The sequence below is a fragment of the Rothia sp. QJM3NY_36 genome (assembly GCF_056173115.1).
This window is the reverse complement of the sequence record NZ_CM149658.1, coordinates 1,787,037-1,806,201: the sequence shown is the minus strand read 5'-3', so window position 1 is coordinate 1,806,201 and position 19,165 is coordinate 1,787,037. Positions and strand designations below refer to the sequence as shown.

At 69.6% G+C, this 19,165-nt stretch carries 22 protein-coding genes; all 22 read left to right on the top strand.

The features are described 5' to 3' along the window. Positions 1 to 37 precede the first annotated feature (37 nt). The 22 genes from rpsL (at position 38) to AC0VXQ_RS07960 (ending at position 19,127) form a co-directional block, all read left to right on the top strand. Positions 38 to 412, top strand: a complete 375-nt coding sequence (rpsL, locus tag AC0VXQ_RS08065; RefSeq protein ID WP_055684592.1) for a 30S ribosomal protein S12 — start codon at positions 38 to 40, stop codon at positions 410 to 412. Further along, positions 412 to 885 (top strand): 30S ribosomal protein S7, encoded by a 474-nt coding sequence (gene rpsG / locus AC0VXQ_RS08060; protein WP_055684591.1) that lies wholly within the window; start codon positions 412 to 414, stop codon positions 883 to 885. The genes rpsL and rpsG overlap by 1 nt, the downstream gene beginning before the upstream one ends. A gap of 72 nt (positions 886 to 957) precedes the next feature. Continuing rightward, positions 958 to 3,072 carry an elongation factor G gene (fusA, locus tag AC0VXQ_RS08055; RefSeq protein WP_055684590.1) on the top strand — a complete coding sequence of 705 codons (2,115 nt, stop codon included), beginning with the start codon at positions 958 to 960 and terminating at the stop codon, positions 3,070 to 3,072. A 174-nt stretch (positions 3,073 to 3,246) separates the two neighbouring features. Continuing rightward, positions 3,247 to 4,437: an elongation factor Tu gene (tuf, locus tag AC0VXQ_RS08050; RefSeq protein ID WP_055684589.1), complete on the top strand. Its 1,191-nt coding sequence runs from the start codon at positions 3,247 to 3,249 to the stop codon at positions 4,435 to 4,437. Between the two features lie 570 nt (positions 4,438 to 5,007). Further along, on the top strand, positions 5,008 to 5,316 hold the full coding sequence (rpsJ, locus tag AC0VXQ_RS08045; protein WP_030015043.1) for a 30S ribosomal protein S10: 309 nt from the start codon (positions 5,008 to 5,010) through the stop codon (positions 5,314 to 5,316). A gap of 16 nt (positions 5,317 to 5,332) precedes the next feature. Further along, positions 5,333 to 5,989, top strand: coding sequence for a 50S ribosomal protein L3 (rplC, locus tag AC0VXQ_RS08040; RefSeq protein ID WP_055684588.1), 657 nt, complete (start codon positions 5,333 to 5,335; stop codon positions 5,987 to 5,989). A gap of 4 nt (positions 5,990 to 5,993) precedes the next feature. After that, a complete protein-coding gene (gene rplD / locus AC0VXQ_RS08035) occupies positions 5,994 to 6,617 on the top strand; it encodes a 50S ribosomal protein L4 (RefSeq protein ID WP_475528264.1) in 624 nt (207 codons plus the stop codon). Continuing rightward, positions 6,614 to 6,916 (top strand): 50S ribosomal protein L23, encoded by a 303-nt coding sequence (gene rplW, locus AC0VXQ_RS08030; RefSeq protein WP_055684586.1) that lies wholly within the window; start codon positions 6,614 to 6,616, stop codon positions 6,914 to 6,916. The genes rplD and rplW overlap by 4 nt, the downstream gene beginning before the upstream one ends. Positions 6,917 to 6,950: 34 nt before the next feature. Further along, complete coding sequence (rplB, locus tag AC0VXQ_RS08025; protein ID WP_058731519.1) at positions 6,951 to 7,787, top strand: 50S ribosomal protein L2; 837 nt, start codon at positions 6,951 to 6,953, stop codon at positions 7,785 to 7,787. A gap of 12 nt (positions 7,788 to 7,799) precedes the next feature. Further along, the gene (gene rpsS / locus AC0VXQ_RS08020; RefSeq protein ID WP_055684584.1) at positions 7,800 to 8,081 is read left to right on the top strand and encodes a 30S ribosomal protein S19; all 282 of its coding nucleotides are present in this window, start codon (positions 7,800 to 7,802) and stop codon (positions 8,079 to 8,081) included. A 62-nt stretch (positions 8,082 to 8,143) separates the two neighbouring features. Continuing rightward, positions 8,144 to 8,509: a 50S ribosomal protein L22 gene (gene rplV / locus AC0VXQ_RS08015; RefSeq protein ID WP_055684583.1), complete on the top strand. Its 366-nt coding sequence runs from the start codon at positions 8,144 to 8,146 to the stop codon at positions 8,507 to 8,509. Continuing rightward, positions 8,510 to 9,379, top strand: a complete 870-nt coding sequence (gene rpsC, locus AC0VXQ_RS08010; protein ID WP_058731520.1) for a 30S ribosomal protein S3 — start codon at positions 8,510 to 8,512, stop codon at positions 9,377 to 9,379. It begins immediately after the preceding gene. Beyond that, a complete protein-coding gene (gene rplP / locus AC0VXQ_RS08005) occupies positions 9,380 to 9,796 on the top strand; it encodes a 50S ribosomal protein L16 (protein WP_055684581.1) in 417 nt (138 codons plus the stop codon). A gap of 2 nt (positions 9,797 to 9,798) precedes the next feature. After that, positions 9,799 to 10,122 (top strand): 50S ribosomal protein L29, encoded by a 324-nt coding sequence (rpmC, locus tag AC0VXQ_RS08000; protein WP_055684580.1) that lies wholly within the window; start codon positions 9,799 to 9,801, stop codon positions 10,120 to 10,122. Continuing rightward, entirely contained in the window at positions 10,119 to 10,391 is a 273-nt protein-coding gene (rpsQ, locus tag AC0VXQ_RS07995; protein ID WP_055684579.1) for a 30S ribosomal protein S17, read from the top strand. The genes rpmC and rpsQ overlap by 4 nt, the downstream gene beginning before the upstream one ends. 194 nt (positions 10,392 to 10,585) lie before the next feature. After that, positions 10,586 to 11,623, top strand: a complete 1,038-nt coding sequence (locus AC0VXQ_RS07990) for an ABC transporter substrate-binding protein (RefSeq protein WP_475528254.1) — start codon at positions 10,586 to 10,588, stop codon at positions 11,621 to 11,623. Beyond that, positions 11,620 to 13,962, top strand: a complete 2,343-nt coding sequence (locus tag AC0VXQ_RS07985; protein ID WP_196825828.1) for a hypothetical protein — start codon at positions 11,620 to 11,622, stop codon at positions 13,960 to 13,962. Before AC0VXQ_RS07990 ends, AC0VXQ_RS07985 begins: the two co-directional genes overlap by 4 nt. Positions 13,963 to 13,964: 2 nt before the next feature. Beyond that, positions 13,965 to 14,990: a hypothetical protein gene (locus AC0VXQ_RS07980; protein ID WP_055684576.1), complete on the top strand. Its 1,026-nt coding sequence runs from the start codon at positions 13,965 to 13,967 to the stop codon at positions 14,988 to 14,990. Next, on the top strand, positions 14,991 to 16,010 hold the full coding sequence (locus AC0VXQ_RS07975; RefSeq protein ID WP_055684575.1) for a FecCD family ABC transporter permease: 1,020 nt from the start codon (positions 14,991 to 14,993) through the stop codon (positions 16,008 to 16,010). Further along, entirely contained in the window at positions 16,007 to 17,077 is a 1,071-nt protein-coding gene (locus AC0VXQ_RS07970) for a FecCD family ABC transporter permease (protein ID WP_061225929.1), read from the top strand. The genes AC0VXQ_RS07975 and AC0VXQ_RS07970 overlap by 4 nt, the downstream gene beginning before the upstream one ends. Further along, on the top strand, positions 17,074 to 17,886 hold the full coding sequence (locus tag AC0VXQ_RS07965) for an ABC transporter ATP-binding protein (protein WP_058731678.1): 813 nt from the start codon (positions 17,074 to 17,076) through the stop codon (positions 17,884 to 17,886). Before AC0VXQ_RS07970 ends, AC0VXQ_RS07965 begins: the two co-directional genes overlap by 4 nt. Further along, a complete protein-coding gene (locus AC0VXQ_RS07960) occupies positions 17,883 to 19,127 on the top strand; it encodes an enterochelin esterase domain-containing protein (protein WP_058731677.1) in 1,245 nt (414 codons plus the stop codon). The genes AC0VXQ_RS07965 and AC0VXQ_RS07960 overlap by 4 nt, the downstream gene beginning before the upstream one ends. The last annotated feature ends 38 nt before the right edge of the window (positions 19,128 to 19,165 follow it).

Sequence of the window (19,165 nt, the reverse complement as noted above, 5' to 3'; positions counted from 1 at the left end):
ACGGCCGCGGCGAAGCACCAACTGGAGAACACGAACAGTGCCTACCATTCAGCAGCTGGTCCGCAAGGGCCGGACTCCCAAGGTCGAGAAGACCAAGGCGCCCGCACTGAAGGGCAGCCCCATGAAGCGCGGCGTGTGCACCCGCGTCTACACCACCACCCCGAAGAAGCCGAACTCCGCGCTGCGCAAGGTCGCTCGCGTGAAGCTCAACGGCGGCGTCGAGGTCACCGCGTACATCCCCGGTGAGGGCCACAACCTGCAGGAGCACTCCATCGTGCTCGTGCGCGGCGGTCGTGTGAAGGACCTCCCCGGCGTGCGGTACAAGATCGTGCGCGGCGCGCTGGACACCCAGGGCGTCAAGAACCGCGGCCAGGCCCGCTCCCGCTACGGCGCGAAGAAGGAGAAGAAGTAATGCCTCGTAAGGGTCCCGCTCCCAAGCGTCCTCTCGTCGTCGACCCGGTCTACGGCTCCCCGCTGGTCACCCAGCTGATCAACAAGGTCCTACAGGACGGCAAGAAGTCCACCGCCGAGCGCATCGTCTACGGCGCCCTCGAGGGCGTGGCGCAGAAGGCCGAGGGCGGCGACGCCGTGGCCACGCTGAAGAAGGCCATGGACAACATCAAGCCCTCCCTGGAGGTCCGCTCCCGCCGCGTCGGCGGCGCCACCTACCAGGTGCCGGTCGAGGTGCGCGCCGGGCGCGCCACCGCGCTGGCCCTGCGCTGGCTGGTCGGCTTCTCCAAGCTGCGCCGCGAGAAGACCATGACCGAGCGTCTGATGAACGAGATCCTGGATGCCTCCAACGGTCTCGGTGCCGCTGTGAAGCGCCGCGAGGACACCCACAAGATGGCCGAGTCCAACAAGGCCTTCGCCCACTACCGCTGGTAATCTCATGCCCCACCCGCCCGCCGGCACCGGCGGGCGGGTCCCGAGGGCACGGATCCACCTGAAGGAGACACCGTGGCACGTGACGTGCTTACCGACCTGAACAAGGTCCGCAACATCGGCATCATGGCCCACATCGATGCCGGCAAGACCACGACGACCGAACGCATCCTGTTCTACACGGGCATCAACCACAAGATCGGTGAGACCCACGACGGCGCCTCCACGATGGACTGGATGGCCCAGGAGCAGGAACGCGGCATCACCATCACCTCGGCCGCGACCACCACGTTCTGGAAGAACAACCAGATCAACATCATCGACACCCCCGGCCACGTGGACTTCACGGTCGAGGTCGAGCGCGCCCTGCGCGTGCTCGACGGCGCCGTGGCGGTCTTCGACGGCAAGGAGGGCGTGGAGCCCCAGTCCGAGACCGTGTGGCGCCAGGCCGACAAGTACGAGGTCCCCCGCATCTGCTTCGTCAACAAGATGGACAAGCTGGGAGCGGACTTCTACTTCACCGTGGACACCATCGTCAAGCGCCTGGGGGCCAAGCCCCTGGTCATGCAGCTGCCGATCGGCGCGGAGAACGACTTCGTCGGCGTCGTCGACCTGCTGGAGATGAAGGCCTACGTGTGGCCCGGCGACGCCAAGGGCGATGTCACCATGGGTGCGGAGTACGAGACCCGGGACATCCCCGAGGAGCTCAAGGACCGCGCGGAGCAGTACCGCAACGAGCTGATCGAGGCCGTCGCGGAGGCCTCCGAGGAGCTCATGGAGAAGTACCTCGAGGGCGAAGAGCTCACGATCGACGAGATCAAGGCCGGCGTGCGCCAGCTGACCGTGAACAACGAGGCCTACCCCGTGTTCTGCGGCTCGGCCTTCAAGAACCGCGGCGTGCAGCCCATGCTGGATGCGGTCATCGACTACCTGCCGTCCCCGCTGGACGTGCCCCCCATGATCGGGCACGACCCCAAGGACGAGGAGGTCGAGCTGACCCGCAAGCCCTCGAAGGACGAGCCGTTCTCGGCCCTGGCCTTCAAGGTCGCCGCGCACCCGTTCTACGGCCAGCTGACCTACATCCGCGTCTACTCCGGCGTGGCCTCCTCCGGCCAGCAGGTCACCAACTCCACCAAGGGCCGCAAGGAGCGCATCGGCAAGCTGTTCCAGATGCACTCCAACAAGGAGAACCCGGTGGAGGAGATCCAGGCCGGGCACATCTACGCGGCGATCGGGCTGAAGGACACCACCACGGGGGACACCCTGTGCGATCCGGCCCACCCGATCGTGCTGGAGTCCATGACCTTCCCGAAGCCCGTGATCTTCGTGGCCATCGAGCCCAAGACCAAGGGCGACCAGGAGAAGCTGTCCACCGCCATCCAGAAGCTCTCCGCCGAGGACCCCACGTTCACCGTGAACCTCAACGAGGAGACCGGCCAGACCGAGATCGGCGGCATGGGCGAGCTGCACCTGGACATCCTGGTGGATCGCATGAAGCGCGAGTTCCGCGTGGAGGCCAACGTGGGCAAGCCCCAGGTGGCCTACCGCGAGACCATCAAGAAGGCCGTGGAGAAGGTCGACTACACCCACAAGAAGCAGACCGGCGGCTCCGGTCAGTTCGCGAAGGTGCAGGTCTCCTTCGAGCCGATCGCCCTGGACTCCGAGGAGCTCTACGAGTTCGAGGACAAGATCACCGGCGGGCGCGTGCCGCGCGAGTACATCCCGTCCGTGGATCACGGCATCCAGGACGCGATGCAGCTGGGCATCCTCGCCGGGTACCCGGTCGTGGGCGTGAAGGCCACCCTGGTGGACGGCGCCTACCACGACGTCGACTCCTCCGAGATGGCCTTCAAGATCGCCGGCTCCATGGTCTTCAAGGAAGGCGCGCGGCGCGCCAACCCGGTCCTGCTCGAGCCCCTGATGGCCGTGGAGGTCCGCACCCCCGAGGAGTACATGGGCGACGTCATCGGCGACCTGAACTCCCGGCGCGGCCAGATCCAGTCCATGGAGGACGTCGCCGGCATCAAGCTGGTGGCCGCCCTCGTCCCGCTGTCCGAGATGTTCGGCTACATCGGCGACCTGCGCTCCAAGACGCAGGGCCGCGCGGTGTACTCGATGACCTTCGACAGCTACGCCGAGGTCCCCAAGGCCGTGGCGGACGAGATCATCCAGAAGTCCCGCGGGGAGTGATCCCCACTCCGCCGGTCCGCCCCGCACGGGGCGGGCCGACGGGGACCCCCGGCTTGCGCCGGCGCTTCACGCGTCTGCGGGAAATCCGCTAAGGTAGACAGGGAATCCGTCTTCCACAGCGGACTGCGCGCGGCCAGCGCAAGCTTCCACACAAACGTTCTAGGAGGAACACCCTTGGCTAAGGCTAAGTTCGAGCGCTCCAAGCCTCACGTCAACATCGGCACCATCGGTCACGTCGACCACGGCAAGACCACCCTGACCGCCGCGATCTCCAAGGTCCTCGCCGAGAAGTACCCGGACCTCAACGAGCTCCAGGACTTCGGCATGATCGACTCCGCTCCCGAGGAGCGGCAGCGCGGCATCACCATCAACATCGCGCACATCGAGTACCAGACCGAGAAGCGCCACTACGCCCACGTGGACGCCCCCGGCCACGCGGACTACGTGAAGAACATGATCACCGGTGCCGCCCAGATGGACGGCGCGATCCTCGTGGTCGCCGCCACCGACGGCCCGATGGCCCAGACCCGCGAGCACGTGCTGCTCGCCCGCCAGGTCGGCGTGCCGACCCTGCTGGTCGCCCTGAACAAGGCCGACATGGTCGAGGACGAGGAGCTGCTGGACCTCGTCGAGATGGAGGTCCGCGAGCTGCTGTCCTCCCAGGAGTTCGACGGCGACAACGCCCCCGTCATCCGCGTCTCCGCGCTGAAGGCGCTGGAGGGCGACGAGAAGTGGGTCAAGTCCATCGAGGAGCTCATGGAGGCCGTGGACGAGTACATCCCGGACCCCGTGCGCGACAAGGACAAGCCGTTCCTGATGCCCATCGAGGACGTCTTCACCATCACCGGGCGCGGCACCGTGGTGACCGGTCGCGCCGAGCGCGGGACCCTGGCCCTGAACTCCGAGGTCGAGATCGTCGGCATCCGCCCGATCCAGAAGACCACGGTCACCGGGATCGAGATGTTCCACAAGCAGCTCGACGAGGCCTGGGCCGGCGAGAACTGCGGTCTGCTGCTGCGCGGCCTGAAGCGCGACGACGTCGAGCGCGGCCAGGTCGTGGTGAAGCCGGGTTCCATCACCCCGCACACCAACTTCGAGGCGAACGTCTACATCCTGTCCAAGGACGAGGGTGGGCGTCACAACCCGTTCTACTCGAACTACCGTCCGCAGTTCTACTTCCGGACCACCGACGTCACCGGCGTCATCACCCTGCCCGAGGGCACCGAGATGGTCATGCCCGGTGACAACACCGAGATGTCGGTCGAGCTGATCCAGCCGATCGCCATGGAGGAGGGCCTCGGCTTCGCCATCCGCGAGGGTGGCCGCACCGTGGGCTCCGGTCGTGTGACCAAGATCGTCAAGTAAGGTCACCCGACCTGCTCGGTCGGCGCGGGCAGCCCTCGCGCCGACCGGATCTGCGAGAAGGCCCCGGCACACTTCAGGTGTGTCGGGGCCTTCCGGCGTCCCCGGGCGCGTGCCGCGCGATCGCCGGCCATGGGTCGCCGCCATCGCCCGCTGCCCTCGGTGGGTGTGTGTTCGACCACGAATCCCTCCAGCGCTTGCGGGCGGCTTGCCGGGCATGGCAGGATGGAGGACGTTGTTCAAGCGCTTGCAGGCGTCGATGCGCCGCGTGCACCGGAAGTCCCGCTTCCGGCTCACGGCGGTGCGCTCCGCGCAAGCCACAACGACCCGGTCCGAGATGTTCACGGCGTCTCCGCGCGCAGCGCGCGCGACACGCCCGAGTTCGGGGGTCGGTGCTTCGGCGAGGTGAGGAACCCGGAATCCGTCCGGATTCAGCTCGTGCGAAGCGGCGCCAGGATCCCGTAGCGATCGCCCCAGCGGCGAGCGGCTCGCGGGCGCTTGCCTGAAGACGCCACCACAAGGGACCGTCCGGTCCCATCACAGGGAAGTACTTGAAGAAAGAGAGTCCGACAGATGGCGGGACAGAAAATCCGCATCCGGCTGAAGTCGTATGACCACGAGGTCATCGATTCCTCGGCTCGCAAGATCGTTGAGACGGTGACCCGCGCGGGCGCCACGGTGGTCGGCCCCGTGCCGCTGCCCACCGAGAAGAACGTGTACTGCGTGATCCGCTCGCCGCACAAGTACAAGGACAGCCGCGAGCACTTCGAGATGCGCACGCACAAGCGGCTGATCGACATCGTCGATCCCACGCCGAAGGCCGTCGACTCGCTCATGCGCCTCGACCTCCCGGCAGACGTGAACATCGAAATCAAGCTGTAAAGAGGATCGCATCCCCATGACTAACCACTTCGAGCGCCAGGTGAAGGGCCTGCTGGGCACCAAGCTCGGCATGACCCAGGTCTGGGACGAGAACGGCAAGTTCGTGCCGGTGACCGTCGTCAAGGCCGACTCCAACGTCGTCACCCAGCTGCGCGACCAGGACACCGACGGCTACTCCGCGGTGCAGATCGGCTTCGGTGCGATCGATCCGCGCAAGGTCACCAAGCCCATGGCGGGGCACTTCGAGAAGGCCGGGACCACCCCGCGCCGCCACCTCGTGGAGATCCGCACCGCGGACGCCTCCGAGTACTCCCTCGGCCAGGAGCTGAAGGTCGAGATGTTCGAGGCCGGCCAGAAGGTCGACGTCATCGGCAAGACCAAGGGCAAGGGCTTCGCCGGCGTCATGAAGCGCCACGGGTTCAAGGGCGTCTCCGCCTCCCACGGTGCGCACAAGAACCACCGCAAGCCCGGGTCCATCGGCGGCGCCTCCTACCCCGCGCGCGTGTTCAAGGGCATGCGCATGGCCGGGCGGATGGGCAACACCCGCCACACCACCCAGAACCTCACGATCCAGGGTGTCGACACCGAGAACAACGTGCTGCTGATCAAGGGCGCCGTCCCCGGCCCCAAGAACGGCGTCGTTCTGGTGCGCACCGCTGTGAAGGGAGCCTGACACCATGGCAGTCGAAACCCTGAACGTCGACCTGCCCGACGACGTCTTCGCGCTGGAGCCCAACACGGCTCTGCTGCACCAGGTCGTCATCGCGCAGCTGGCCGCCGCCCGCCAGGGCACCCACAAGGCCAAGAACCGCGGAGAGGTCTCCGGGGCCGGGCGCAAGCCCTTCAAGCAGAAGGGCACCGGCCGGGCCCGCCAGGGCTCCATCCGCGCCCCGCACATGACCGGCGGCGGGATCGTCCACGGGCCCGTCCCGCGCGACTACTCCCAGCGCACCCCCAAGAAGATGAAGGCCGCGGCCCTGCGCCAGGCCCTCTCGGATCGGGCCGCCCACGGTCGCATCCACGTGGTCTCCTCCCTGGTGGACTCCGTGTCCACCAAGGCCGCGAAGGCCGCCCTGGCCGAGATCACCCCGCGCAAGAACGTCCTGGTGGTCATCGACCGCAAGGAGGACGCCGTCGCGCTGTCCGTGCGCAACCTGGTGAACGCCCACGTGCTCTACGCCGACCAGCTGAACACCTACGACGTGCTGCTGGCCGACGACGTGGTCTTCACCAAGGACGCCTACGACGTGTTCGTGGTCGTGGCCAGCAAGGCCGGAAAGAACCAGGAGGTCGCCCAGTGAGCGCCACCATCAAGGATCCCCGTGACGTCATCATCGCCCCCGTCGTCTCGGAAAAGAGCTACGGCCTGATCGACGAAGGCAAGTACACCTTCGAGGTCGACCCCCGCTCGAACAAGTCCGAGATCAAGGACGCCGTGGAGCGCATCTTCGGCGTCAAGGTCTCGGGTGTGAACACCATCAACCGTGCCGGGAAGCGCAAGCGCACCCGCTTCGGCTGGGGAGCGCGCAAGAGCACCAAGCGTGCCGTCGTGACCCTGCGCGAAGGCAGCATCGACATCTTCGGCGGTCCGCAGGCCTGAGCCTGCGGAGACCACTTGAACGAGGAAGACAACTATGGCAATCCGTAAGCACAAGCCGACGACCCCGGGCCGCCGCGGCTCGAGCGTCGCCGACTTCGCAGAAATCACGCGCACGACCCCGGAGAAGTCCCTGGTCCGTCCGCTGCCCAAGAACGGCGGGCGCAACAGCTCCGGGCGCATCACCACCCGGCACAAGGGCGGTGGCCACAAGCGCCAGTACCGCCTGATCGACTTCCGCCGCCACGACAAGGACGGCGTGAACGCCCGGGTCGCGCACATCGAGTACGATCCGAACCGCACCGCGCGCATCGCGCTGCTGCACTACGTGGACGGGGCGAAGCGCTACATCATCGCCCCGAACCGCCTGCAGCAGGGCGACGTCGTGGAGTCCGGCCCCAACGCCGACATCAAGCCCGGCAACAACCTGCCGCTGCGCAACATCCCCGTGGGCACCGTGATCCACGCGGTGGAGCTGCGTCCCGGCGGGGGCGCCAAGCTCGCCCGCTCCGCCGGCGCCTCCGTGCAGCTGGTGGCCAAGGAGGGCAAGTACGGCCAGCTGCGCCTGCCCTCCGGGGAGATCCGCAACGTTGACGTGCGCTGCCGCGCCACGATCGGCGAGGTCGGCAACGCCGAGCAGTCCAACATCAACTGGGGCAAGGCCGGGCGCAACCGCTGGAAGGGCATCCGCCCGACCGTGCGCGGCGTCGTCATGAACCCGGTGGACCACCCGCACGGCGGTGGCGAGGGCAAGACCTCCGGCGGTCGGCACCCCGTCAACCCGAACGGCAAGCCCGAGGGGCGCACCCGCCGTCCGAACAAGGACAGCGACAAGCTCATCGTCCGTCGCCGTCGCACCGGCAAGAAGCGCTAAGGAGCCTGACACATGCCTCGCAGTCTGAAGAAGGGCCCTTTCGTCGATCAGCACCTCTACCTGAAGGTCGCCGCTCAGAACGACAAGGGCACCAAGAACGTCATCAAGACGTGGTCCCGCCGCTCGATGATCATCCCCGACATGCTCGGGCACACGATCGCCGTGCACGACGGACGCAAGCACATCCCCGTGTTCATCACCGAGTCGATGGTCGGGCACAAGCTCGGCGAATTCGCTCCCACGCGGACCTTCCGCGGCCATGTGAAGGACGACCGCAAGGGCAAGCGCCGCTAGGTCGGGTTCCCCCGATCCAGCAGCTCACGCTCTTCGGCTAGAAGACGAAAGAGAGATAGGCAATGGAAGCCAAGGCATCTGCGCGCTACGTTCGCGTGACGCCTATGAAGGCCCGGCGCGTCGTCAACCTGATTCGTGGCAAGCAGGCGAATGAGGCTCTGGCGATTCTGAAGTTCGCCCCGCAGGGCGCTTCGGAGCCGGTGTTCAAGATCGTGGAGTCCGCGGTGGCCAACGCCCGCCAGCTGGCTCAGCGCGACAGCGTCGCCTTCACGGAGGAGGACCTGTACGTGTCCGAGGCCTTCGTGGACGAGGGCCCCACCATGAAGCGGTTCCAGCCGCGGGCCCAGGGGCGCGCGTACCGCATCAACAAGCGAACCAGCCACATCACCGTGGTGCTCGCTACCCCGGAGAACGAGGAGGACCGCTAAGTGGGACAGAAGATCAACCCGCACGGATTCCGACTGGGGATCACCACGGACCACAAGTCGCACTGGTTCGCTGACTCCACCAAGGAAGGCCAGCGCTACAAGGACTTCGTTCGTGAGGACATCAAGATCCGCGAGCTCATGTCCAAGGGCATGGACCGCGCCGGCATCGCCAACGTCGAGATCGAGCGGACCCGGGACCGCGTGCGCGTGGACATCCACACCGCCCGCCCCGGCATCGTGATCGGCCGCCGCGGCGCCGAGGCCGACCGCATCCGCGGCGAGCTGGAGAAGCTCACCGGCAAGCAGATCCAGCTGAACATCCTCGAGGTCAACAACCCCGAGGTCAACGCTCAGCTGGTCGCCCAGGGTGTGGCCGAGCAGCTGGCCTCCCGCGTGGCCTTCCGCCGCGCGATGAAGAAGGCCATCCAGTCCGCTCAGCGCGCCGGTGCCAAGGGCATCCGGATCCAGTGCGCCGGGCGTCTGGGTGGGGCCGAGATGTCCCGCTCGGAGTTCTACCGCGAGGGCCGCGTGCCCCTGCACACCCTGCGGGCGAACATCGACTACGGCTTCTTCGAGGCCAAGACCACCTTCGGCCGCATCGGCGTGAAGGTCTGGATCTACAAGGGCGACCTGACCGACAAGGAGCTGGCCGCCCAGCAGGCCGCGCAGGGCAACCGGCGCGGCGGCCGCGGCGGGGACCGTCGCGGCGGTGCCGGCGAGCGTCGCGGCGGCGAGCGCCGTCGTCGCGGGGCCTCCGCCGAGCATCGGCAGGAGCGGCGCACCGACAGCCAGCAGCCCCAGGGCGATGCGGCTCGCACCGGTGCCTCCGCGCAGGCCGAGACCACGACCGCAGAGAATGGTGAGGCATAAATGCTGATTCCCCGTCGCGTCAAGTACCGCAAGCAGCACCACCCCAAGCGCACCGGCGTCGCCAAGGGCGGCACCACGGTGTCCTTCGGGGAGTGGGGCGTGCAGGCGCTGGCCCCGGCGTACGTGACCAACCGCCAGATCGAGGCGGCGCGTATCGCCATGACCCGCTACATCAAGCGCGGTGGCAAGGTCTGGATCAACATCTTCCCGGACCGCCCGCTGACCAAGAAGCCCGCCGAGACCCGCATGGGCTCCGGTAAGGGCTCCCCGGAATGGTGGGTCGCCAACGTCAAGCCCGGCCGCGTGCTCTTCGAGCTGTCCGGCGTCACCGATGAGGTGGCGAAGGAAGCCCTGCGCCTGGCCATCCACAAGCTCCCCATGAAGGCACGCATCGTGCGCCGCGAAGGTGGTGAATAGAAATGGCAGTTGGATCGAAGGATCTGTCGATCGATCAGCTCGAGGACCTGGACTCCGCGGCTCTGACCGAGAAACTGCGTGAGTCTAAGGAGGAGCTGTTCAACCTCCGTTTCCAGAAGGCCACCGGCCAGCTCGAGAACCCGGGCCGCTTCAAGGCCGTCAAGCGCGACATCGCCCGCATCTACACGGTGCTGCGCGAGCGCGAGCTGGGCATCCGCCCCGAGGTCGAGGCCTCGGCCCCGGAAGCCTCGGACAAGAAGGCCGACAAGAAGGCCGCCAAGGCTGCGAAGAAGGCCGCGAAGGCCAGCGAAGGTGATGCCAAGTGAGTGAAGTCAAGACGGAAGAGCGCAACCTGCGCAAGACCCGCCGCGGCTACGTCGTCTCCGACAAGATGGACAAGACCGTCGTCGTCGAGGTCGAGGACCACGTCAAGCACGCGCTGTACGGTAAGGTCATGCGCCGCAGCTCCAAGGTGAAGGCTCACGACGAGCAGAACACCGCCGGCGTCGGCGACCTGGTGCGGATCATGGAGACCCGCCCGCTGTCCGCGACCAAGCGGTGGCGGATCGTGGAGATCCTGGAGCGGGCCAAGTAAGCCCTGCGTCTCCGGGAGTGCGGTGCCCAGCGCGCCGTCTCCATCCCGTGAAGGAGCCCCTTCCCCGTCTGCGGGGGAGGGGCTCCTTCGTGTCCTGCGTCGCATCTGCGTGACCCGGGGCTGCTATCGCTTGAAGCGAACGAATCCGCCGACTAAGGTGAGCCTGAGCTAATCGATCACTCCGGGGAGCCTTCATGCCCGTCATCGTCCCAGCCGGACCGCGCCGCACCGGGCGTCTGCGCACCCTCCTCGCCCTCCTGCTGGCACTCCTGTGCGCCAGCGTGCTGGCCGGGTGCGGGTCCGACGCCGGGGACGCCGAGTCCGACTCCGCCGGGCCCACCCGCACCGTCAAGGACATCGAGGGCACCGAGGTGCAGGTGCCGGAGAACCCGCAGCGGGTCGTGACCCTGTCCGAGCCGACCCTGGACGGGGCGCTGGCCCTGGGGGTCAAGCCCGTCGGGTCCGTGGCTGGGCGCGGGCAGTCCGGGGTGCCGCACTACCTGGCCGACAAGGCCGACGGGGTGAAGCTGCTGGGCAGCGTCTCGGAGCTGGACTACGAGGCCATCGGCGCGATGGACCCGGACCTGATCCTGGTGGACGGCACCAGCGTGAACAACCGCCCGGACGTCCTGGAGATCCTGCGCAAGATCGCCCCGGTGGTGTTCACCGGGTACGCCGGCGGACCCTGGGAGAAGAACTTCGACCGGGTGGCCGACGCGCTGAACCTGCAGGACAAGGCACGGCAGATCGAACAGGACTACCGCTCCACCGTGGAGCAGGACAGGCAGAAGCTGGCCGGTCGTTACGGGGACAAGACCTTCTCCATCGTGCGCTGGCAGGGCGGCGGAGCCTCCCTGATCCTCAAGGAGCTGCCTGCCGGCCGAGCCCTGACCGACCTCGGGCTCAAGCGCCCGCAGAACCAGGACCGCATGGGCCTGGGCCACTCCGACCCGGTCTCGCTGGAAAACCTGAACCAGATCGACGCCGACTACATGTTCTTCGGCACCCTGGGCGGATCCAGCCAGGACAACCCCAACGCCGGCGGCACCGCCGATCTCAGCGGCGCGCAGACCGCGCTGAAGGAAGCCGAGAAGGCCTCCGGCTTCACCGACCTGACCGCCTACAAGGACGGACACATCATCCCCGTGGACGGCTCCCGATGGACCTCCACCGGCGGCCCGCTGCTGATGCAGGGCATCGTCGCCGACGTGATGAAGGAGCTGGACCAGTGATCCGTCCGCTGTCCGCCCACCGCACCCCGAAGGAAGCCCCCGCCGCCGTGAACCGCCTCATCTCCCACCCGCTGCGCCTGGCCGTGGCCGCGCTGCTGACGCTGGCCCTGCTCCTGCCCGCGGGTCTGCCGAGCCTGAGCCCGGCCCATGCGGCCGAGGACGAGACCCAGACCGTGAAGGCCTCCGACGGCACGGCGACGGTGACCTCGGTGAAGACGGTCCGTGAGGGCGCTGAGGTGACGGTGACCGGCACCGGGTGGAAGGCCCAGGACGGTTCGGGCTCGAATGTGAGTGTGAAGCTGGATAAGGGCAAGACCACCATCGGTGGTGATGCCGTGGTGGCCACGGTGGACGCGAGCGCCCAGGGCGAGTTCTCCGCGACCTTCCCGTTCCCGGGATCCGGGAACTCGAATGCCGCCTGGACGGTGGGCTCGTCCCACACGATCCACGTGCTCTCCGGCTCCGGCAAGGAGGGGGATGTGGCCCGCAACGCGGTGCTCACCGTCGGCGTCGTGAAGGCCGACGGGACCACCGTGGACCCCGACGATCCGCAGCACTGGGACTCCTACGCCATCCCCGGCAAGGTGGGGGACACGGCCGTCGATGACGCCACCGTGCGCATCGCGCCGATCGGGACCGGAGACGGCGCCCGCCTGAAGCTGCACGGCGAGGGCTGGACCATGGCCGACGGCAAGCGCGGCTCCGTCATCGCCGTGAAGCTGCTGAAGAACAGCAAGGGCGACGCCTACACCCGGACCCCCAACACCAAGATCAACGACTATCTGACCGCTCGGGCGGGCAACAACGACAGCGTGTGGGTGCTGCTCACCCCGGACCAGTCCAAGGAGGACAAGGCCGCGGGCATCTTCCACATCGATGAGAAGGGCGAGTTCGATGTCGACATCGCCCTGCCCGATGGGCTGAAGCAGGGCCAGTACCTCAAGGCCCAGTTCCTCTCCGGTAAGAACGCGGAGTATGTCGATGCGTCCTGGAAGGACGTGCAGCGCTCCACGGCCGTCGGGCCACTGAAGGTCGACGGGGTGGCTGCCGACGAGGACAGCCAGACCTCCGACGTCAAGTGCACCGACGTCACGAGCCGGCCCACCGTGACGGTGGAGACGAAGAACGTCGGCGTGGGCGGGAAGGTGCACGTCACCGGCTCCGGATACTGCAACCCCACGGCCAACACCGGTGCCGCCCATGTGGCCGTGAAGCTGGACGAGGGCAAGTACAGCCGCCTGGATGACGCCGTGAGCACCAACCGGACCATCTGGCAGATCATCGAGACCGATCAGTCCAACGGCACCTTCGACGCCTGGATCCAGCTGCCCGACGGCACCGATAAGACCTCGACCCCGGCCTTCCCCGAGGGGGCGCACACCCTGCGCTTCCTCTCCGGCTCGCTCAAGCCGGGAGACAAGGGCTCCACCGTCGGCGGGGCCGGCGTCGCCGACTTCGTGGTCGGGCAGTACCGTCCGCAGGGCGCCCCGGACCCGGTGGATCCGGGCTCCGCACTGACCTCCGGCAACCGGCACGGCGTCTCCGCGACGCTGGACGGGGACAAGCTCACCGTGACCGTGCCGGAGGGCCGGCAGGGAGACTGGATCCACACCAGCGCCTACACGGACGGCTCCCGACGCAGCGCCTGGCTGGGGGAGTGGCACCAGCTGGACGCGCGCAGGTCCGTGACCTACACCGTGGACCGCGAGGTGCTGCTGGCCGGGAAGTACCAGCTCCTGGTGCAGAACGGCAACGAGGGCCACGTCGGGGAGATCCTGGGCTGGACCACTCTGGAGCTGAAGGACACCGGCTCCGGGGACTCCGGCTCCTCCGGCGGCCACGGCACCAGCGGCTCCGGTCGCGCCACCGCGACCTCGCCGAACCGCACCTCCGGCACCGCGGAGCAGACCTCCGGCCCCGTGGCGGGCTCCGGGAGCACCTCGGTGCTCACCGGCGCGGCCGTGCCCGGTGGGAACGCCAGCAGCCTCTCCGACACCGCGCAGGACCAGACCTCCTACGTCGTGGTCCGCCGGGCCCCGGGCTCGGACACCGAGACCGTGGTCAAGCGCGTGGTGAAGAAGAAGGTCGCGAAGAAGCCCACCGCCAGCCCCTCCGCCCAGGCCGCCCAGGCCCAGCAGGCCCGGGGCTCCGGGCAGGATCAGGACCAGGCCGCCGCCCAGAGCACCGCCCGGAAGCACTCCTGGTTCTCCTGGGAGAACCTGCTGCTCGTGGCCGCCGCCGCCATTCTCCTGGCCCTCATGCTCACCGGCGGCAAGAAGAAGACCCAGACCACGGCCGGCGCCGCCGGCTCCGCCTCCGATTCCGCAACCAAGGATTGAGCATGCGCACGCACCCTCGCCCCAGCATCCGCCGATGGCTGGCGACCCTCGTCGCCGTCCTCGCCGCCCTGATCATCGGCTCCTCCGCCGCCACGGCCCTGCCCCCGGGCGGCGCCTCCGGGAACAGCCCCGGCACCTCCAGCACGGTCTCCGGATCCGTGCGGGCCGGGGACTACCTGAGCTTCACCCTCAACGGCTTCCCCGCCGGATCCACCGTGTCCATCAAGTTCGACGACGGCAACACCTGCTCCTCGAATGCGCCCCAGGGGGCCTGCGTGGTGCACCAGCAGGTCGTCCCCTCCAACGGGTTGCTGAAGGGCTCCTTCCAGGTTCCCAAGGACATCAAGCAGGGCAAGCACACCCTGCGCTTCCTCACCGCGGTGCGCGTCGGCGATGACGGGTCCTCCAAGGGGTACTCCAACAAGAGCCCGCAGTTCACCGTGACCGGCGTGAACTCCGCCGCCCAGGGCGGCGGGTCCGTGTCCGGCACCCAGGTGGATCCCAACGCCGGCTCCAACTCCGGCGGGTCCGGCTCCGGGTCCAACGGCGGCTCCGGCTCCAACGGGAACTCCGGATCCAACGGTGGCCAGGGCTCCGGCTCCGGGTCCGGAGGGAACTCGGGGTCCAACGGCGGCTCCGGTTCGGATGCCGGGACCTCCGGGCAGGGCGGGACCACCACCCAGTACGTGGACGAGAACGGCAACCCCCTGACCGAGGAGCAGGCCAAGGCCCTGCAGGAGGAGGGCAAGGGCGGGCAGGTCAAGGAGGTGACCGAGGAGGTCGAGGAGAGCCAGTCGGCTTCGGCCTCGGCCACCCCCACCGCCAGCGCCTCGGCCTCGGCCAGCGCCTCCGCGGACTCCCGCGGCGCCCGCGAGGCCTCGGCCACCACCGAGGACTCCGGCTCCCAGTTCCCGTGGATCGGGGCCGGTGCCCTGGCCGCCGTCGCCATCGTGGCGGCCGTGGTGCTGGTGCGCCGCCGCCGTGCGGCTCAGGCCGAGTCCTCCGACTCCGCGGGGTCCGCCGACTAGATGGGCTCCATCTCCGCGACCCGGCGCCGACGCCGCCGGGTCCTGTGGCTGATCGCCGCGGCCGTTCTCCTGGTCGCCGCGATCGCCGCGTCGATCGCCTTCGGCTCCCACGCCCTGCCTGCGCGCGAGGTCTGGGCGGCGCTGACCGGGCACGGCCAGGGCCAGGCCGAGACCATCGTCACCCAGCAGCGGCTGCCGCGGACCCTCCTCGGGATCATGTGCGGGGCGAGCCTGGCGGTGGCCGGGGCCGTCATGCAGGCCCTGACCCGCAACCCTTTGGCCGAGCCCGGGCTGCTGGGCATCAACGCCGGCGCCTCCGTGACGGTCGTGCTTTGCGTCGTGCTGTTCGGGGCCCTGGGGATCCACGCCTACCTGCTGTGCGCCCTCGTCGGCGCGGGGCTGGCCGCCGTCGCGGTGTACGCCCTGGGCTCCGGGGGCACCGGTCGGTCCTCCGTGGTGCGCCTGGCCCTGGCCGGCGTCGCGATCTCCGCGGCCCTGGCCGCGCTGAACCAGGCGCTGATCCTCGCGGACCAGACCGCCTTCAACGAATTCCGCTTCTGGGTGGCCGGATCCCTGGAGAACCGCGGCTACGACATCGCCGCAGCGGTGGCGCCCCTGATGCTGCTGGGGCTGGCCCTGGCCCTCTGGGCGGCACCGGCGATCAACGCCCTGTCGATGGGCGAGGAGGCGGGGGTGGCCCTGGGTGTGCACCTGCGGCGCACCCAGACCATCGCCCTGGTGTGCGTGGCGGTGCTGGCCGGGGCGGCCACGGCCGCGATCGGGCCGATCACCTTCGTCGGGCTCGCGGTGCCGTTCATCGCCCGCCAGCTCATGGGTGCCGACCTGCGCTGGGTCACCGCCCTGAGCCTGCTGCTCGGACCGGTCTGGCTGCTGCTGGCCGACGTGCTCGCGCGCACCATCCTGGCCCCGGAGGAGACGCAGGTCGGGATCATCGCGACCCTCGTGGGCGCCCCCGTGTTCGTGGCCCTGATGTGCCGCAGGAAGGTCGAGGCCCTGTGAACCGCGTGCGCCGTCGTCCCCCGACCCAGACCCGCCCCGCGCGCACCCTGCGCCTGGGCGGCGGGCCCCGCGGATTCGGGCTCCGGGTGAGCCTGCGCCAGACGCTCGTGCTGACCGCACTGGCCGTGGTGCTGTTCGGGCTGGCCGTGCTCGCCCTGATGCAGGGGGAGTACCGGCTGAGCCCCGGGGAGGTCCTGCACACCCTCACCGGCGGCGGGCCCCGGCTGGCCCGGTACTTCGTGACCGAGGTGCGCGCCCCGCGGGTGCTCGCCGCGATCCTCGTCGGGGTGGCCCTGGGACTGTCCGGGGCGATCTTCCAGGTGGTCTCCGGCAACCCGCTGGGCTCCCCGGACATCATCGGCTTCACCCACGGGGCGGCCACCGGGGCCCTGCTGCAGATCATCGTCTTCGACGCCGGCCCCGGCGGGGTCGCCCTGGGCGCGGTGCTCGGCGGGCTGGGCACCGCCGTGGTCGTGTGGGGGCTGACCCGGCGCACCGGCCTGGGCGGCTACCGGGTGGTGCTGATCGGCATCGGGGTCGGGTCCACCCTGTCCGCCCTGAACTCCCTGCTGGTGGTGCGGGCCTCCCTGACGCAGGCCCAGACCGCGGCCGCCTGGCTCGTGGGCTCGCTGAACGCCATGACGTGGGCCAAGGTCGCCCTGCTCGGGATCGCGCTGCTAATCCTGCTGCCCGCGCTGCTGTGGCTGGCCCGGCCCCTGACCGCGCTGATGTACGGCGACGCCGTCGCCGCCGGCATCGGCGTGCCCGTGGGCCGGGTGCGGGTGCTCTCCCTGTTCGTCGGGGTGCTGCTGGTGGCCCTGGCCACCGCGACCACCGGGCCCGTCGCCTTTGTGGCCCTGGCGGCCCCCCACATCTGCCGGACCCTCACCCGAGTCACCGGGGCCGGCCTGGCCGGGGCCGCGCTCACGGGCGCGGTGCTCGTCCTCGGGGCTGACCTGCTCGCCCAGCACGCCCTGCCCGGGACCCTCGCCGTCGGAGTGGTCACCGGGGCTCTGGGCGGGTGCTACCTCGTCTACCTCATCGCCGCGGAACGGAGAAGACCATGACCGCATCCACCACGACCCCCGAGGCCCCCGCCCGGCTGCGGGCCGAGGACCTGCACGGCGGCTACGAGCACCGCGAGGTGCTGCACGGGGTGGACCTGGACGTGCTCGACGCCGAGCTGACCGTGATCCTCGGGCCCAACGCCTGCGGCAAGTCCACGCTGCTGAAGACCCTCTCGCGGGTGCTGCCGGCCGCCTCCGGGCAGGTTCTGCTGGACGGGACGCCCCTGCGGGACTGGCGCTCCAAGGAGGTCGCCCGCGCCCTGGCCATGCTCCCGCAGACCCCGGAGGCCCCCAGCGGGGTGACGGTCTCCGACGTCGTCGGGCGCGGCCGGTACCCGCACCAGTCCCTGCTGCGCACCTGGAGCCGGGAGGACGAGCGGATCTGCTCTGCGGCCATGGCCGCCTGCCGGGTGCTGGAGCTGGCCGACCGCCCGATCGAGGCCCTGTCCGGCGGGCAGCGCCAGCGGGTCTGGATCGCGATGACCCTGGCCCAGGACACCGAGCTGCTGCTGCTGGATGAGCCCACCACGTACCTGGACATCACCCACCAGATCGAGGTCCTCAACCTCACCCGGCGCCTGCACCGGGCGGGGAAGACCGTCGTCGTCGTGCTGCACGACCTGAACCTGGCCTTCCGCTACGCGACCCACGTGGTGCTGATGAAGGACGGGCAGGTGGCGGCCCAGGGGGCCCCGCGGGATATCGTGACGGCGCAGATCATCCGCGAGGTCTTCGACCTGGACTGCGTGATCGTGCCGGACCCGTGCACGAGCTCGCCGATGGTCGTGCCCACCGAGGAGGAGGAATGACGCAGCCGATGCCCGCCGCCCGCCGCCCGCCCAAGCCGCCCCGGCGCGAGCCCGTGCCCCGCACGGACTCGCCGCACCTGAGCGCACTCGAGAAGGAGCTGGCCGACCCGCAGGCCGCCGCCGCGGCCCACCGGCGGCTGCGCGAGCTGCTGGACGGGCCGCTGCCGCTGCTGGAGGAGGACCCGCAGGATCCCGCCAGGCAGATCGTGACCTTCCTCTACGAGGACGACGAGGCCGAGCAGGTCCTGCTCTTCGCCAATCGCCTCACCGACGAATCCGCGCTGGGGGCGACGCTGATGCACCGGCTCGGGCCCGACGGCCCCTGGCACGCCTCCTTCCGGATGCGCCGGACCTGGCGGGCCTCCTACTGCTTCATCCCCGCGAGCCCGGGTGCCCCGGCCCCCTGGATCTCGGCCCAGGACCACGTGCAGCTGCGCGCGGCCCTGGACGCCGGGGTCCCGGACCCGCGCAACGCGCTGACCTGCCCCAACCGGGACGGGCGGGCGCTGAGCGTGGTGGAGCTGGCCGACGCACCCCGGCAGCCCTACGTCTTCGCCCCGGCGGATGAGACCCAGCTGGTCTGGCACGCCGCCCCCGAAGAGCACCGGGTGGCCCTGCACCGCAGCGCCGGGGCCGACTCGCAATCCCCGGTGATCCTGATCTTCGACGGCGAGGTCTGGGCCCGGCACGGACTGATCGGCGCCGTCGAGCAGGCGGTGCGCGCCGGGGACCTGGCACCGGTGCACCTGGTCCTGCTGGATTCCGGCGGCCGGGAGCGGCGCTGGCGGGAGCTGGACGGCACCGAGCCGATCCACCGCTACGTCGCCGAAGCACTGCTGCCGTGGCTGCGCGCCGAGCACGGGCTGGACCCTGCCCCGGCGCGCACCTGCGCGGTCGGTCAGTCCCTCGGCGGCCTGGCCAGCCTGCTGTGCGGGCTGCTGGCCCCGCGGGTCGTGGGCGCGGTGGTCTCCCAGTCGGCCTCCCTGTGGCAGGAGGCCCCCGCCCGCGCCCTGGCCGAGCTGCTGGAGCGCGACGGCGCCCAGGCCCTGGCTGACTCCCGCTTCGTGCTGGAGGTCGGGGATCAGGAGTGGGTGCTCACCGGCCCCCACGACGACTTCGCCCGCGAGCTGCGCCGCAGCCCGGCCCGGGTGGAGTACCTGCGCTACGACGGCGGACACGACTACGCCTGCTGGCGCGGCTCCCTGATCCCCGCCCTCGTGCGGCTGTACCCCGCCGACTGAGCCGGGCCCGCCGATCCCGCCGGGCCCAGCCCCATCGA